Source organism: Cupriavidus sp. GW821-FHT07C08 (assembly GCF_059419025.1).
In genome coordinates, this window is record NZ_JBWKQZ010000032.1 from 84347 (window position 1) to 100346 (window position 16000).

Consider the following 16000-nt stretch of genomic DNA (forward strand, 5'->3'; position numbering starts at 1 on the left):
CGTTTCAGATTATAGATCGAAGCCGGGTGGCTACGCGCCTGCCGGCCACAAAAGGAGACAGCGACGATGTCGCAAACCGTTGACTATATCGTGGTAGGCGCCGGCTCGGCCGGGTGCGTGCTGGCCAACCGGCTCAGCGAAGACGGCCGCTATTCGGTCTGCCTGCTGGAGGCCGGCCCGCCCGACCGCTACCCGTGGATCCATATCCCGATCGGCTATGGCAAGACCATGTTCCACAAGGAAGTGAACTGGGGCTTCTATACGGATCCCGATCCCAACATGCTCAATCGCCGCATCTACTGGCCGCGCGGCCGCACGCTGGGCGGCAGCAGCGCCATCAACGGCCTGATCTACGTACGCGGCCAGCGCGAGGACTATGACCACTGGGAGACGCTGGGCAATCCGGGCTGGAGCTGGGACAACTGCCTGCCCTACTTCCGCAAGCTCGAGAACAACGACCTTGGCGCCGGCCCCACGCGCGGCACCGACGGCCCGCTGAACGCGACCTCGATCGACCGGCAGCATCCGCTGGTCGATGCCTTCATCGGCGCCGGCCAGGCCCTGGGCCTGCCGCGCCAGACCGACTTCAACGGTGGCGACCAGGAGGGCGTGGGCTATTACCAGCTCACCACCCGCAACGGCTGGCGCTGCTCCACCGCGGTGGCCTACCTGCGTCCGGCGCGCGGGCGCTCGAACCTGCGCGTCGAGACCGATGCCCACACCACCGGGATCCTGTTCGAAGGCAAGCGTGCCGTGGGCGTGCGCTACACCCAGCATGGCCAGCCCTATATCCTGCGGGCGCGGCGCGAGGTGATCCTGTGCGCCGGCGCGCTGCAGTCGCCGCAGTTGCTGCAGCTGTCGGGCATCGGCCCGGCGCCGTTGCTGCAGGACCTGGGCGTACCGGTGGTGCATGCCCTGCCGGGTGTGGGCGAGAACCTGCAGGACCATCTGCAGGTGCGGCTGATCTACGAGGTGGCAAAGCCGATCACCACCAACGACCAGCTGCGCTCGCTGACGGGCAAGGCGCGCATGGGCCTGGAATGGCTGCTGATGCGCAAGGGACCGCTGGCGATCGGCATCAACCAGGGCGCGATGTTCTGCCGCGCATTGCCGCAGGAAAGCGCCACGCCGGACACGCAGTTTCATTTCTCGACCCTGTCCGCCGACATGGCGGGCGGCATGGTGCATCCCTTCTCCGGCTGCACCTATTCGGTATGCCAGTTGCGGCCCGAGTCGCGCGGCACGGTGCGGATCCGCTCGACCGATCCGTATGAGCCGCCGTCGATGCAGCCCAACTACCTGTCGGCCGAGCTGGACCGGCGCTGCACCGTGGCAGCGGTGCGCTACGCCCGGCGCGTGGCGCAGACCGAACCGATGCGCGGCCTGATGAAACGCGAGTTCCGGCCGGGCGACGAGGTGCGCAGCGACGACGAGATCCTGCACTTCTGCCGCGAGTACGGCGCCACCATCTTCCATCCGTCCGGCACCGCGAAAATGGGTCCCGCCGCCGATCCGCTGGCAGTGGTCGATGCGCGCCTGCGCGTGCATGGCGTGGGCGGGCTGCGCGTGGTGGACTGCTCGGTGATGCCGACGCTGGTCTCGGGCAACACCAACGTGCCGGTGGTGATGATGGCCGAGCGCGCGGCCGACTTCATCCGCGAAGACGCACGGCGGGAAATGCACCCCGTCGATGCAGCGACCCCGATGGAAGCGGCCGCCTGAGCGGCTTGCGCCAGTCCTGATTGCGAACAACCAAGGCCAGGCATCCATAACAAGGCAAAACCCCGCAGTGCATCCGGCGTCCATAACCATCCTTCCAGAGGACGCCGCCCATCACCAGAGGAGACAAGCATGACAAGCCCCAACGAACAGGCGATCCGCAAGGTCGCGCTGGCGTCCGTGATCGGCGCCACCATCGAGTGGTATGACTTCTTCCTGTACGGCGTGGTCGCCGGCCTGGTCTTCAACAAGCTGTACTTCCCCGGCAATGACCCGCTGGTGGCCACCATGCTGGCCTACACCACCTTTGCGGTGGGCTTTGTCACGCGGCCGCTGGGCGGCGTGATCTTCGGGCACTTCGGCGACAAGGTCGGCCGCAAGAGCATGCTGGTGATCACGCTGATGATCATGGGCGTGTCCACCTTCCTGATCGGACTGGTGCCGACCTACGACAGCATCGGCATCCTGGCGCCGATCCTGTTGCTGCTGCTGCGCGTGCTGCAGGGCATCGGCCTGGGCGGCGAATGGGGCGGCGCGGTGCTGATGGCCTATGAGTACGCGCCGCCGGGCAAACGGGGCTTCTATGCGTCGCTGCCGCAGATCGGGCTGGCGATCGGACTGTGCCTGGCATCCGGCGTGGTGGCGCTGCTGTCGCTGACCCTGACCGATGCGCAGTTCCTGGCCTGGGGCTGGCGCGTCGCCTTCCTGATCTCGGCGGGGATGGTGTTCGTGGGCATGTATATCCGCCTCAACGTCAAGGAGACGCCTGAATTCGCCGTGATCAAGCAGCGCAATGCCGAGACCCAGATCCCCTTTGTCGACATGATGCGGCGCTACCCGGGCAATATCCTCAAGGGCATGGGCGCGCGCTATATCGACGGGGTCTTCTTCAACATCTTCGGCGTGTTCTCGATCACCTACCTGACCCAGACCATCCATATCAGCCGGACTGAAGCGCTGGTCGGCGTGATGGCGGCGGCCATTGCGATGTGCTTCTTCATTCCGTTCTTCGGCCACCTGTCCGACCGCATCGGCCGCACCCGCGTGTATTTCTGGGGATCGCTGATCACGGCCCTTTCGGCCTTCCCGGCGTTCTGGCTGATGCTGAACAGCGGCGGCAACACCATGCTGCTGTGGCTGTCCATCGTGGTGCCGTTCGGCATCCTCTACGCCGCGGTCTATGGCCCGGAAGCGGCGCTCTTCTGCGAGCTGTTCGATGCCAGGGTGCGATACACCGGCATTTCGTTCGTCTACCAGTTCTCGGGGATCTTCGCGTCCGGCATCACGCCCATCATCGCCACGGCACTGCTCAGGTCGGGCGGCGGCAAGCCCTGGCAGATCTGCGCCTACGTGGCCTTTGCGGGGGTGGTGTCGGCGTTGTCGGTGGCGCTGATCGGGCGGGGCGAAGGTTCCCAGGCGCCGCGCGAAAACGGCATGCCGCTGCGCGGTCCGGCACGCTAGGCCGCCGCCCGCCGGCAATGTCTTAGAATGGCGCAACGCCAATGACAGGGACATTGCATGCAAACTCCGGACGGCACCGGTGCGGCCGCCGCCCCGCTCCTGCCCAGGGTCGTGCGCCAGCGGCTGCACGACACCGTGGTCGACCACCTGCGCAACTTTATCGTCGAGGGGGTGCTGCCGCCGGGCATGAAGCTCAATGAGCGCGAGCTGTGTGAAACGCTGGGCATCTCGCGCACGCCGCTGCGCGAGGCGCTGAAGGTGCTGGCCGCCGAGGGGCTGATCGAGATCTCGCCGAACCGCGGCGCGAGCGTGTCACGGATGAGCGAGGCCGAGGCCTGGGAAGCCTTCGAGCTGATGAGCGGCCTGGAGGCCTTTGCCGGGGAGCTGGCGTGCGAGCGCATCACGCCTCCGGAGCTGGCCGAGATCAAGGCGCTGCACTACGCCATGCTGGCCTGCCGCGCGCAGAACGACCTGCCCGGCTATTACGCGCGCAACCAGGAGATCCACGACCGCATTGCCGAGGCCGCGCGCAACCAGACATTGCAGCAGACCTACCTGTCGCTCAACCGGCGGCTCAAGGCGATGCGTTTCCGCTCCAACCACCATACCGGCAAATGGGACCGCGCCGTGCACGATCACGAGGAGATGATCCGCGCGCTGGAAGCCCGCGACGGCAAGCGGCTGTCGGCCATCCTGCGCCAGCACTTGCTGGAGAAGCGCGCCGCGCTGATGCAGATCCATCCCGACCCGATCGCCGGCGCGCCGGCGGTGCCGAACGCCTGAGGCCAGGGCCCAAGGCCGTCAGGCGGCCGCCCCGGCATCGGGGCGATCCAGGTACCCTCCAACGATACGGACCAGCAGCGGCAGCTTGCCGGTAAAGAAGTGGTCCGCACCCGGCACCACCACCACGGGCAGCCCCTGCGGGCGCGCCCAGTCGAACAGCGCGCCGAGTTCCGCGCGCTCGTCACGCTCGCCATGGACCACCAGGCAATCGGCGGGCACGGCCGGCGTGTCATAGCTGCGATGCGCCTTGACGGTGCCGTAAGGCGTGCCGGCAAGCACCAGGTGGCGGATCGGCACGGACTGCGCCGCCAGCGTGGCAGCGACATGGGCCATGACGAACGCACCAAAGGAAAAGCCGGCCAGTGCCAGCGGCAGGCCGGGATGGGCCTCGCGCAGATGGGCGACGACGGCGAGCATGTCCTGCGCCTCGCCGCTGCCCTGGTCATGCTCGCCCGCGGACCCCTCGACCCCGCGGAAATTCGGCCGCACGGTCAGGAAGTCGCGTGCCACCAGCGCCTTGGCCAGCTGGTGCGGCACCTTGTGCGTGGCCGAGCCGCCCAGCAGCGGATGCGGATGCGCCACCACGGCGATGCCTCGCGGCGCGCCGGCGGGACGGTCGACCAACATTTCAATCTGCCCGGCCTCGCCGCCGAGCTGCGCCTTTTCCGTGCCTGACGGAACAGCCATGCCTTCTCCTGGTGATGACGATGGGCCGCCTGCGGCCCGAAAACCGTGATGGTAATGCCATTCCCGCGGGCCGCGCCGGCTGGCATCCGGCCCTGCGCCGCGCGCCGCACGCGCGTATCCGTATCAAAATGTCAGCCAGTGCACCATCCGACACCCCGCGGGGCTGGGTGGCGCATTCGCTTTCGTATAATTCTGCGAACCGCGGCAAGGCCGTTTTCCGTTTTCCCCTGGGCCCCGCCGCCATCGGTCAGCACGTCCCGTGTCACGCACACCGGCCTGCCAGGCAGCCCGCCGCGCTTCGTGCCCTGACCAGACTTCGCCGAAGGGAGCGCCAGCGAGCGGTCATCCCTTCCCGTGTTCATTGCCGGTGTTCCGGCCGTTCCCGCATCCCATCGCCGCCGCATCCGACGCGTGCCAGCGCGATGCCTTGCCGATGCCGGAGCCGCCGCAAGCCGTCACCATCCGACGAGATTCCGCCATGAGCAAAGTTTCACGGCTCGCACTGGGCCTTGCGTTCGCTGCGCTATGCCACCTGATGCCGGCCACGCTGCCCGCCGCGCTGGCCGCCCCGGCATCCGAAGCGGCTTCCGAGGCCGGCGCCCAGCAGGCGCCCGCCATCACCCACGGCGAAGCCACCGCCGAACTCAAGCGCCTGCAGACCGAGCAGGACCGCGTCAAGCAGCAGGCCTCGGACCCGGACGGCAACACCAGGCTGCATGAACTCGAAGAAACGCTGCAGAAGCTCGGTGCCGACGTCGACAAGCTGTCTTCGGCGCTGACACCGCAGCGTGCGCAGCTGCAGGCGCAGCTGGACGTGCTGGGTCCGCCACCGGCGGCCGGCACGACCAAGGAAGCGCCGGCCGTGGTCAAGCAGCGCGCCGAACTGAATGCGCGCCGTGCCCAGCTTGACGCGCAACTCAAGCAGGCGGGCGAGAGCAAGGCGAACATCGCCAACCTGAGCGACCAGCTGGCGCGGCTGCAGCGCAGCCAGATCAAGGACCAGCTCGCGCTGCGCTCCGAGAGCATCCTGAATCCGCAGTTCTGGAAGCCGCTGGCCAGCCCGACGCAGGAAGACCAGGCGCGCCTGGCCACCTTTACCGACCAGGTGGTGCCGATGGCGCAACTGGCCTGGCAGCCGTCGCAGCGCGCCGCCACCATCGCCTTGCTGCTGCTGGCCCTGGCCGTATGGACCCTGGGCCGGCGCCTGGCCGAACGGGCACTGGCGTGGTTCTGCCTGAACAAGCTGCCGGCGACGCGTTTGCGCCGCAGCGCCCTGGCGCTGGCCACCACGATGGCCACCGTGTGCACCACCGGGCTGGCGGTACAGCTGGTCTACAACGCTTTTACGCGCAACTATGAACTGCCGCCGGACCTGACGGAGCTGTACGGCCAGCTGCTCAAGCTGACGCTGACCAGCGCGCTGATCGCGGGCCTGGGGCGCGCGCTGCTGTGCACGCGTCATCCCTCCTGGCGCCTGCCGGCGCTGGCCGATCCGGTCGCGCTGGCGATGAAGCCCTTCCCCGCCGTGCTGGCCGGCCTGTTGCTGCTGGCCGGCACGCTCGAGCAACTGAACCGCATTGCCGATACCAGCGTGCAGGTCACGCTGCTGTGGCGCGGGCTGGTCTCGCTGGTGGTGGTGCTGACCATCGGCGCTGCGCTGCTGCGCGCCAACCGCGTGCGCAACGTGCTGGCCGCCGCGGGCGAGCGGCCCGAGGCGCGCGCCACCCTGGCGGGCATGATCCACGCCGGCGTGTCGGTCATCGTGCTGGTGTCGGTGGTGGCGCTGCTGGCCGGCTATATCAGCTTTGCGCGCTTCCTGACCTATGAGCTGGTCTGGTTCGACATCGTGCTGTGCAGCCTGTACCTGCTGACCCAGGTCACGCGCGACGTCTGCGAAAGCCTGCTCTCGACCAACTACGCCAGCGGCCGCGTCATCAAGCAGCTGTTCGGCGTGGACGATTCGCACCTGGAGCAGGCGTCCACCATCCTGTCAGGCATCGGCGCCAGCGTGCTGCTGCTGGTGGCGGTGCTGGCGCTGCTGACAGGCGGCTTCGGCACCACACCCGCGGACCTGCTCAACAGCCTGGTAATGGTGCTGGGCGGCGAGAAGCTGCACAGCCTCAACATCATGCCAGACCGCATCCTGAATGCGCTGATCGCGCTCGGAGTCGGCATCTGGCTGCTGCGCTCGGTGCGGCGCTGGCTCGATGGGGAACTGCTGCCCAAGGTCTGCAAGGAGCCGGGCCTGCGCGCCTCGCTGATCACGCTGTACAGCAATGTCGGCTATGTGTTGCTGGTGCTGCTGGTGCTGTCGCTGCTGGGCGTGCGCTGGGACAACCTGGCGTGGATCGTCAGCGCGCTGTCGGTGGGCATCGGCTTCGGCCTGCAGGAGATCGTGAAGAACTTCGTCTCCGGCCTGATCCTGCTGACCGAGCGGCCGGTCAAGGTGGGCGACATGGTCAGCATTGCCGGTGTAGAGGGCGATATCCGCCGCATCAACGTGCGCGCCACCGAGATCCAGCTGGGCGACCGCTCCACCGTGATCGTGCCCAACTCGCAGCTCATTTCGCAGAACCTGCGCAACGTGACCATGAGCAACAGCACCCAGGGGGTGGCGTCGCTGCAACTCACCTTCCCCCTGAATACCGACCCCGAACAGCTGCGCGACCTGCTGCTGGATGTCTACCGCGAGAACGAGACCATCCTCGACGTGCCGGCACCCTCAGTCATGTTCAGCCAGCTGGCGCCCAACGGCATCACGCTGTCGGTGACGGGCTATGTCGGCAGCCCGCGCATCGCCGCGAACACGCGCAGCGACCTGTTGTTCGAGATCCTGAAGCGCCTGCGCGCCGCGGACATCTCGCTGTCGGTGCCGCAATCGCTGCGGCTGGAAAACATGCCGCCATTCGGGCAGGAGCCAGAGCGCACGCTGGCCGCCGGCTGACCGGCACCGGCATTAAAGCAGCCGTTACAACCCTAACAAGTCGCCGGCCGCGCCGAAACACCTTGAGGGGCACTTTGCGTGCATCATGAATGCACACAAGCTGCATCAGAAGGAGTCCGATATGCGCCCCTCCACCCGAATCGTTTCAGCGGTTGCCCTGAGCGTGGCGCTGGTGGCAGCCGGCCCGGCGACGGCGCGCGACCGCCACCACCACGGCGGCGGCTCGAATGCCGGAGCAGTGCTGGCTGTCGGCGCCCTGGTCGGCCTGGCCTTTGGCGCGGCCCTGGCCTCGGCGCCGGTCATGGCGGCGCCGCCCCCTGTCACCTACGCTCCGGCTCCGGTGGCATACGCGCCGGCTCCCGTCTCATACGCACCGCCGGCAGCGCCGCCAGGCTATTGCTACCGCGACTACGACCGTGCCTACGTGCCTTGCGGTCCGCAGCCGTCGGGGTATTACGAACAGCAGCAGCCGTATTACGGTTATTGAACAAGGCGGCTGTGCAAAAAAGAAACGCCCCATGCCAAGCATGGGGCGTTTGTCTTGAAGATACCGGCAAGCATGCGCCGCACAGACTACCGATTGGGTGCTCCCTCTCCCGCTTGCGGGAGAGGGTAGCAAACCAGCGGGACGCGAGACCAGCGGGACGCGAGACGATGTCGCCTTACACCGGCACATCCCTGGTCGGATCCGGCCTGCGATCATCAAACCAGCGATACAGCGTAGGCACCATCACCAGCGTCAGCAGCGTCGACGTAATCAGCCCGCCGATCACCACCACCGCCAGCGGGCGCTGCACCTCCGAGCCCGGCCCCGTCGAGAACAGGAACGGCACCAGGCCCAGCATCGCAATGGTCGCGGTCATCATCACCGGGCGGAAACGCTGGGTCGCGCCCTGCACCACCGCCTCATCGACCGACAAGCCCGAATCGCGCAGCGTGCGGATATACGACACCAGCACCACCCCGTTCAGCACCGCCATGCCCCACAGCGCGATAAAGCCCACCGAGGCCGGCACCGACAGGTATTCGCCAGTGACGAACAGCCCGATGATGCCGCCGATGGAGGCAAACGGCAGCACCGTGATGATCAGCGTGGCAAAGCGCAGCGAGTTGAACAGCAGGAACAGCAGGAAGAAGATCGCGGCAATGGTCACCGGCACGATGATCTTCAGGTGGCCCATGGCGCGTTCCATGTTCTGGAACTGGCCGCCCCACTCCAGGTAGTAGCCTTCGGGCAGCTTCACCTTGGCGCCGGTTGCCTGCTGCAGCTCGGCCACGAAGCCGCCGAGGTCGCGGTCCTTCACGTTGATCATTACCACCACGCGGCGCTTGGCCATTTCGCGGCTGATCTGGGCCGGGCCGTCGTTGACCTCGATCCTGGCCACGCTCTGCAGCGGCACCTGGGTGCCGTTGGGCGTGGACACCAGCAGTTGGCGGATGGCCTGCTCGTTGTTGCGGAACTCCTCCGGCAGGCGCACCGCCGCGGCAAAGCGGCGCTCGCCTTCGAAGATGTCCGTGGCGCGCTTGCCGCCGATGGCGATCTCGATCACGTCATGGATGTCGGACACGTTCAGCCCGTAGCGCGCAATCGCCTGGCGGTCGATCTCGATCGACAGGTACTGCTGCCCCGACACGCGCTCGATGCGGATGTCCTGCGAGCCCTGGATGCCGCCGGCCACGCGGGCGATCTCGCCCGCCAGCTCGCGCAGCTTGTCCAGGTCGTCGCCGAACACCTTCACCGCCACGTCCGAACGCACGCCGCTGACCATTTCGTCGACGCGGTCCGAGATCGGCTGCGCCATCACGATCTGCACGCCGGGAATGGCCTTGAGCTTGTCGCGGATGGCGTTGGCGATATCGTCCTGGGTCCAGCCGTCGGGCCACTCGCCGCGGTCCTTCAGGCTGGCGATCGGGGTCGACTCGTTCTGGCCCTGCGGGTCGGCCGGGCTTTCGCCGCGGCCCACGCCGGACACCACCGACTTCACGCCCGGCACGCTCAGCACCAGCTTGTTGGCTTCCTTCTCCAGCTTGATCGACTCTTCCAGCGAGATATTGGGCACGCGGTCGATCGCGGGCACGATCGAGCCCTCCTTCATCTCCGGAATGAACGAGGTGCCCAGCAGCGGCACGATCGCCAGCGTGGCGACGAAGGCCGCCACCGCGCAGATCACCGTCTTGCGGCTGTTGCCCAGCGCCCAGTGCAGCAGGCGCAGGTAGTGGCGCTTCATGAAGGCGATCACATGCGTGTCATGCTCGGCGCCGCCCTTGAGCAGGTACGACGACAGCACCGGCGACAGCGTCAGCGACAGGAACAGCGAGATCGCCAGCGCGATCGAGATGGTGAACGCCAGCGGCGCGAACATCTTGCCTTCCATGCCCGACAGCGTCATCAGCGGCAGGAACACCAGGATGATGATGCCCACGCCCACGATCACCGGCGTGGCCACTTCCTGCACGGCCTTGACCAGGATCTCGGTCTTGGTGAGGCCAGGCTCCTTGTGGCCGAGCCGCTCGAACGCGTTCTCGACCACCACCACCGAGCCGTCGACCATCAGGCCGATGGCAATGGCCAGCCCCCCCAGCGACATCAGGTTGGCCGACAGGCCCACCTCGTTCATCACCATGAAGGTCAGCAAGGGCGTCAATACCAGCGTGGCCAGCACGATCACCGACGAACGCACGTCGCCCAGGAACAGGAACAGCACGATCACCACCAGCACCACGCCTTCCAGCAGCACCTTGGTCACGGTCCACAGTGCGGAGTCGACCAGTTCGCTGCGATCGTAGTACGGCACGATCTGCAGCTTGCCCGGCAGCATGCCGCGCTCGTTGATCTCGGCCACGCGTGCCTTCACGCGGCTGACCACCTCCTTGGCATTTCCGCCGCGCATCATCATGACGATGCCGCCGACCGCCTCGGTCTGGCCGTTCTTGACCAGCGCGCCCTGGCGCACCTCATGCCCGATGGTGACGCTGGCCACGTCGCGCAGGTACACCGGCGTGCCGTTGATCTCCTTGAGCACGATGCTGCCCAGGTCATCCACGCCGCGGGCCAGGCCCACGCCGCGGATCAGGTACTGCTCGGCATAGTGCGGCAGCACGCCGCCGCCGGAATTGGCGTTGTTGCGCGCCAGCGCCTCATAGACCTGCTGGGTCGAGATCTGGTAGTGGCGCATGCGTTCCGGGTTGACCAGCGCCTGGTATTGGCGCACGTAGCCGCCCTGCGAGTTGATCTCGGCCACGCCCGGAATCGAGCGCAGCAGCGGGCGCACCACCCAGTCCTGGGCGATGCGGCGCTCGGCCAGCTCTTCCTGCGTCAGTTCGCGGTTGCCGTCGTCGGCACGGTCCAGCGTGTACTGGTATACCTCGCCCAGGCCGGTGGAAACCGGGCCCAGCACCGGCGACACGCCTTCCGGCATGCGCCCGCCCACTTCGATCAGGCGCTCCATCACCAGCTGGCGGGCAAAGTACACGTCAGTGGCGTCGGTAAACACCAGCGTGATCAGCGACAGGCCCGCCTTGTTCAGCGAGCGCATCTCTTCCAGGCCGGGCAGGCCGGTCATGGCCATTTCCACCGGCACGGTGACAAAACGCTCGACCTCCTCGGGCGAGCGGCCCGCGGCTTCGGTGGCGATCTGCACCTGCACGTTCGTCACATCGGGGAAAGCATCCACCGACAGCTTGGTGGCAGCGCGCAGGCCGAAGAAGAACAGCACTACGGCAATCACGCACACCACCAGCCGCTGCTTGATGGCGGCTTCGACTAGGGATTTCATCATGGCCGATTACCCTTGCTCGAGGCGCTTGCGCTCGTTGTCGAGATGGAAGGCGCCATCGACCACGATGCGGTCGCCGGCCTTCACACCGTTCTGCACCACGCGCATGCCGTCGCTTTCGGCGCCCAGCTTGACCTTGGTGAGGCGGTACTTGTTGCCCGGCATCTCGACATAGACCAGCTCGTCATTGCCGTCGCGCACCACCGAGGCGGCCGGGATCACCAGCTGGTCGACCGGCTTGCCGGCGATCAGCATGCTGGCCAGCATGGCCGGCTTGAGGCGGCCTTCGCGGTTCTCCAGCTCGGTACGGACCAGCACCGTGCGCGACTGCGGGTTGACCGTGCGGCCGACGTAGATCAGCTTGCCGGTGATGCTCTTGCTGCCCGCACCGTTGCCAAGCGAAGGCACCTCGATGTCAACGCTCTGCCCTTCGGCTACCTGGGCGGCCTGTTGTTCGGGCACTTCGGCCACCACCCATACGCGCGACAGGTCGGCCACGGTATAGAGCGCATCGGCCGGCTGCACCACCTGTCCTTGCGCCACGTTGCGCTCGACCACGGTGCCGCTGATGCTGGAAAACACCGGCGAATGCGAATTGATGCTGCCGCTCCTGGCCAGATCGGCGATCGATGCCTGCGACATGCCCAGCACGCGCAGCTGGTCGCGATAGGCGCGCATCTCGGCCGAGGCGATCGCCAGTTCGCTCTCGCGGCGCTGCAGCTCGCCGCGGCCGATCACGTCGGCGGCAAACAGCTGGCGCGCGCGCTCGGCGTTGCGGCCCTGCAGCTCGGTCTGGGCCTCGCTCTTCAGGAACGCCATCTGCGCCGTGCCCAGCTCGCTGCTGTGCAGGCGCGCCAGCACCTGGCCGGCCTTCACTTCCTGGCCCAGGGTGGCGTAGAGGTCGGTCACGCGGCCGGTCACGCTGGCGCCGATGCGCGCCACGCGTTGCTCGTCGAAGTCGACACGGCCGGCCACGCGCAGCATCTCGCTGAACGGGGAGGTGGCCACCGGCGCCACCTTCAGCCCCTTCTGCAGGTTGCCCTCGGGCTGGATCACGCCCGGCGGCAGCTTGGGCGCTTCGGCGACGGGTTCAGGTTTGTCGGAGCAGGCCGCCAGGCTGAACGTCAGGACGGCAGCGGCCGTCAGCGAAAGCAGGAAATTGGGACGCATGGTTATTTCTGTTCGATGGTGGAGGTCGGCTGCAGGCCCGGCGCTGCGGTAGCGCCCGGGGCGGTCGACATAAGCTTTTCGATCTGGATGGCGGCCACCTGCACGTCGTACTGGGCGGCAATCAGTTCATTGCGCGCGCCGCGCAGCACGCGCTGGGCATCGAGGTAGTCCAGGATGCCGCGCTCGCCGAAGCGGTAGGCGGACTCGGCCACGCCCAGCGCCGACTCGGCCTCGCGCACGATGCCGGACTCAAGCGCCGTCACCTGGGCCTGGTTGATCTCGTACTGGCGGTAGGCGGCCTCCAGCTCCTGCGTCAGCTCGAACTCGCGCGCTTCCAGGGCACTGCGCGCCTGCGTGGCCTGCGCCGTGGCCTCGCCCACCGGGCCGCTGCGGCGGTCCCACAGCGGGATGGTCAGGACCAGGCCGATCTGCGAGACGTTGTTGTCAGGCTGGCGGTCGGTGCTGGCGCGCACCGCCACCTCGGGCCAGCGCAGCGACTTCTGATAGTTCACGCCCAGCTGTGCGCGCTCCAGCTCCATGCGGCGCTGGACCAGTTCGGCATTGCTGGCGGTCATGGTGTCGCGCAGCACCGGCAGCGGCGGCACGTCGGGCGATTGGCCCAGGGTGCCGGCCAGCGCATACTGGCCCGGCATGGCACCGCCCACCTGCTGGCGCAGCGCGGCCTTGGCCTGGTTGACGCGCAGCCCGGCGGTCTGCTGGCTCTTCTGCGAGGCCAGCAGTTCGGTCTCGGCCTTGATCAGTTCATAGCGCGGCGCCTCGCCCACCTCCACGCGCAGGCGCGCCCGCGAATGGATCTGGCGCATCATCGCCAGGTCTTCCTCGGCGGCATGCAGCTCGCTCTCGCGGCGCAGCACGTCGTAGTAGGCGGTCTTCACGCGCGCGGCCAGGTCGGCCCGGAAGCCTTGCCGCATGGCCTGCGACGACTCCAGCCCGCGGGTGGCCATGGCCTCGCGCAGGCTGCGCTGGTGCGGGTAGTCCAGCTTCTGCACCACGGCGTAGCTGGGCGCATTGCCGCTGGTTACGCCCGGCTGCTTGCCGGACAAGCGGCCGTACATCACTTCCACCTGCGGGTTGGGATAGGCACGTGCGCTGCTGATGGCGGCGCTGGCGGCATCGACACCGGCCTCGGCGGCGGCCACGCCCTTGTTGGTGGATTGGGCCAGGTCGAGCAGTTGGGGCAGCGAGTAGGCGGGTCCCGCCTGGGTGCCGGCCGATGCGGCGGATACGGGCTTGGGCACCGCCGCGGCCGCCAGGATGGCGGAGCCCGGCATGGGTGCGGCAGCAGGTTTGGTCAGGGGGGCGGGGGCGGCCGGCGCGGCACCGGCCGCGTCCGTTGCCTTCGGGGACACCCCGCCATTTGCGCCGGCATGGGCCGGGGCGGTGGCGAGCGCGATCAGCGAAAGCGACGCGATCAGGGTCAGCTTGGTTGTTGTCATGAGTCGGGAAAGCAAGCAATACGGCTGCCTGTCGCCATGCTGCCGCCCGCCCCGAGGCGAGCGGTCACTCGGACGCGATCACGGCAGGACGCACAACGGCAGCGGCTTGCCCGCGCGGTCAGGCAGCAGGCAGGCTGGCGATATCAGACAAGGGGGCGCGGCCCACGGCACGGCGGCGGCATGCTGCAGCGCGTGCGGTGCGGGCGCAGGAAACGCTCAGGCGCGGGAAATGGGTGGCCGGAAGAAGGCCGAAGGCGGCGGCTCGGCGCGGCCAGGCGGATGCTGGGCGACGTCGCCGGAGGGCAGCAGCAGCTTCACTGGCGGCAAGGCAATCAGGGCGCTGGATTCCTCGATCTCGTCGAGCAGGTCGAGGGGATCGAGCAGATCCGCCGACCAGATATTGCAATACCCGGGGGGCGGGTCGTCGCAGATATCGTCGTCATGCAAGCCGTCGTCGCCGGGCACGATGATCCGGCCCATATCGTCGACAGGCTGCACCGCCGCCAGGTCCGCCAGGTCAACGCTGGTCTGCGCCTGCAACGCCGCGCGCGCGTCCGCCACTGCTCCGAAGGAGAGCAGCGACAAGCACATGGCAGTCAGCAGGAGGAACAACAGTCGCATTGGATCGGGGGCATTGACGGCATCATCGCCGGGGCTGACCGGTGGGATGCTGCAGGACAGCATTGTAACTGAACGATTACGATTGACAGGGAATCGTTACGTTCGTTCCCTTGCTGCAGAGAGATCGAGCGCCTGCAAGGGCTTTCAGACTCCTCCAATTTCTGCCCAGTTCGCTTCCCAGCTACGCTCTGGTCACTGCTTCCAAACCCTGTAAGCCGGTCTGAGCATCCATCTGCCTCCATGTATCACTGCATATCATGCAGTGACAGTGCATGATACGCAGCGTTACTGCATAATATGCAGCGACACTGCACATCATGCAGCGATGGATGGGAGGCAGCCATGCACAACGTACTTTTGGGCGAGCTGTTCGGGGGCGAAAAGCGCCTCGCGCTGCTTCGCGCGCTTTACCTCACCCCCGGGAAGCAATACGCCCCAAGCGAACTGGCCCGGATGGCCGGATCCAACACTGGCAATGTGACGCACTGGCTCAAGCGCTGGACTGACGTTGGGCTGGCTGTCCGGACGCAGGATGGCCGGAACGTCCTGTATCGCGCCTCTGATTCGCCCTTGCTCGCAGGCCTGACGGATATCGTGCGGCGCAGCGACGCATTGCTCGAGGATGTGAAAAATGCGCTACCCGAATCCGTAGAGATCGCTGTCGTATTTGGCTCAGTTGCCCGCGGCGAGGAAAAGGCGGCCTCAGACCTGGACGTGTTGGTGCTGGGCGAGGAACTCAGTGCCATCCGCATCAATGCGGCACTGAAGTCGGTGGGACGCGAGCACGGCCGGGAAATCCATGCGTCAGTGTTTTCCAGGTCCGAGTTCGAGCAAATGCTGGCAGACGGGAACGGCTTCGCGCTCGGCGTGGTGCGCCAGCCGATCATTGGCTTGAAAGGAGACTTTGCCTATGGCAGCGCGCAAGCCGGTACAACTGGCACTCGATGAGCCGCAGGTCGTCCGCCTGGAGCGGATGCAGAACAAGGTAATGGTGCAGGAACTGCTGCGCGCCGCCGTGCAGAAGTTCCAGGACACAACGGTCCAGGGCGTTTCAGACCCGACGAAGTTCGAAGCCGCTTACGATGCGATCCTGTTTGCGGCGCTGGCCGTCTTTGCCGCGCAAGGCTACCGCATTACCGCGGCGCACGGGCACCACCGTGTGGCGCTGGAAGGCCTGGTGGGATCCCTGGGTGGCAGCCAGCTCCTGCTGGATGAACTCGACGGCCTGCTGTCGATCCGCAATGAGAAGTACACCGGGTTCGTCACCGTCAGAGCACCCGACATGCGCCTGGCATTGGATCACGCCAGGCGCATCCTCGATGACACATCCCACTGGCTGCAAGAGCACTACCCGGGCATGCTCAAAACATAACCTGCCACCG

The 16000-nt window shown here is 67.1% G+C and carries 12 protein-coding genes; 7 read left to right on the top strand and 5 right to left on the bottom strand.

The features are described from left to right. Positions 1-66 precede the first annotated feature (66 nt). The 3 genes from AC07UK_RS31055 (at position 67) to AC07UK_RS31065 (ending at position 3963) form a co-directional block, all read left to right on the top strand. The gene (locus tag AC07UK_RS31055; protein WP_436225105.1) at positions 67-1722 is read left to right on the top strand and encodes a GMC family oxidoreductase; all 1656 of its coding nucleotides are present in this window, start codon (positions 67-69) and stop codon (positions 1720-1722) included. Between the two features lie 129 nt (positions 1723-1851). After that, on the top strand, positions 1852-3180 hold the full coding sequence (locus AC07UK_RS31060; RefSeq protein ID WP_316156901.1) for an MFS transporter: 1329 nt from the start codon (positions 1852-1854) through the stop codon (positions 3178-3180). Positions 3181-3237: 57 nt separating this feature from the next. After that, positions 3238-3963, top strand: a complete 726-nt coding sequence (locus AC07UK_RS31065) for a GntR family transcriptional regulator (RefSeq protein ID WP_436225104.1) — start codon at positions 3238-3240, stop codon at positions 3961-3963. Positions 3964-3981: 18 nt separating this feature from the next. On the opposite strand, the gene AC07UK_RS31070 is transcribed toward AC07UK_RS31065, so the two are convergent. Then, a complete protein-coding gene (locus AC07UK_RS31070; RefSeq protein ID WP_494687166.1) occupies positions 3982-4650 on the bottom strand; it encodes an alpha/beta hydrolase in 669 nt (222 codons plus the stop codon). 478 nt (positions 4651-5128) lie between these two features. Between AC07UK_RS31070 and AC07UK_RS31075 the strand changes: the two genes are divergently transcribed. Both AC07UK_RS31075 and AC07UK_RS31080 read left to right on the top strand, forming a co-directional pair. Further along, positions 5129-7594 (top strand): DUF3772 domain-containing protein, encoded by a 2466-nt coding sequence (locus tag AC07UK_RS31075; protein ID WP_436225103.1) that lies wholly within the window; start codon positions 5129-5131, stop codon positions 7592-7594. A gap of 121 nt (positions 7595-7715) precedes the next feature. Then, positions 7716-8081: a mechanosensitive ion channel protein MscS gene (locus AC07UK_RS31080; protein ID WP_436225102.1), complete on the top strand. Its 366-nt coding sequence runs from the start codon at positions 7716-7718 to the stop codon at positions 8079-8081. A gap of 175 nt (positions 8082-8256) precedes the next feature. On the opposite strand, the gene AC07UK_RS31085 is transcribed toward AC07UK_RS31080, so the two are convergent. From AC07UK_RS31085 to AC07UK_RS31100, 4 genes are all read right to left on the bottom strand, one after another. Continuing rightward, on the bottom strand, positions 8257-11373 hold the full coding sequence (locus tag AC07UK_RS31085) for an efflux RND transporter permease subunit (protein ID WP_494687167.1): 3117 nt from the start codon (positions 11371-11373) through the stop codon (positions 8257-8259). Positions 11374-11379: 6 nt separating this feature from the next. Next, positions 11380-12540 (bottom strand): efflux RND transporter periplasmic adaptor subunit, encoded by a 1161-nt coding sequence (locus tag AC07UK_RS31090; RefSeq protein ID WP_436225100.1) that lies wholly within the window; start codon positions 12538-12540, stop codon positions 11380-11382. Positions 12541-12542: 2 nt separating this feature from the next. Beyond that, positions 12543-13997, bottom strand: coding sequence for a TolC family protein (locus AC07UK_RS31095; RefSeq protein ID WP_436225099.1), 1455 nt, complete (start codon positions 13995-13997; stop codon positions 12543-12545). A gap of 216 nt (positions 13998-14213) precedes the next feature. Beyond that, the gene (locus AC07UK_RS31100) at positions 14214-14681 is read right to left on the bottom strand and encodes a cobalt-zinc-cadmium resistance protein (RefSeq protein ID WP_436225098.1); all 468 of its coding nucleotides are present in this window, start codon (positions 14679-14681) and stop codon (positions 14214-14216) included. Between the two features lie 279 nt (positions 14682-14960). Here AC07UK_RS31100 and AC07UK_RS31105 point away from each other — a divergent pair, with 279 nt between their 5' ends. Then, complete coding sequence (locus AC07UK_RS31105; protein WP_436225097.1) at positions 14961-15566, top strand: nucleotidyltransferase domain-containing protein; 606 nt, start codon at positions 14961-14963, stop codon at positions 15564-15566. Next, positions 15529-15990 (top strand): hypothetical protein, encoded by a 462-nt coding sequence (locus AC07UK_RS31110; protein WP_010810341.1) that lies wholly within the window; start codon positions 15529-15531, stop codon positions 15988-15990. The genes AC07UK_RS31105 and AC07UK_RS31110 overlap by 38 nt, the downstream gene beginning before the upstream one ends. Positions 15991-16000: the final 10 nt, after the last annotated feature.